Source organism: Planctobacterium sp. AWM4_229, from assembly GCF_056160305.1.
Genome location: NZ_JBSWWX010000031.1, coordinates 1 through 271 on the forward strand (window position 1 = coordinate 1; position 271 = coordinate 271).

Below are 271 nucleotides of genomic sequence, written 5' to 3' on the forward strand. Positions count from 1 at the left end.
CACACTACCATCGCCGCTAATACGTTTCACTACTGAGTTCGGAATGGATTCAGGTGGTTCCGTATCGCTATGGCCGCCAGACAAAAACGGTTTTAACTAACTGGAAAGTGATAAATCGTATGAATCTTTTTCGTATTCTTAAGGTAACGCGTCTTACTCTTCTTCATAAGCGTGTTGTCTACAACACCAAATAATACCGGGTGTTGTATGATTAAGCCTCGCGGGCAATTAGTACAGGTTAGCTTAACGCCTTACAACGCTTCCACACCCT

General features: G+C 43.5%; 1 rRNA gene. It reads right to left on the reverse strand.

What is annotated here, in order from left to right:
* Window positions 1-81 (reverse strand): 5S ribosomal RNA (rrf, locus tag ACXAGP_RS22120); the annotation flags it as partial.
* Between the last annotated feature and the right edge of the window lie 190 nt (window positions 82-271).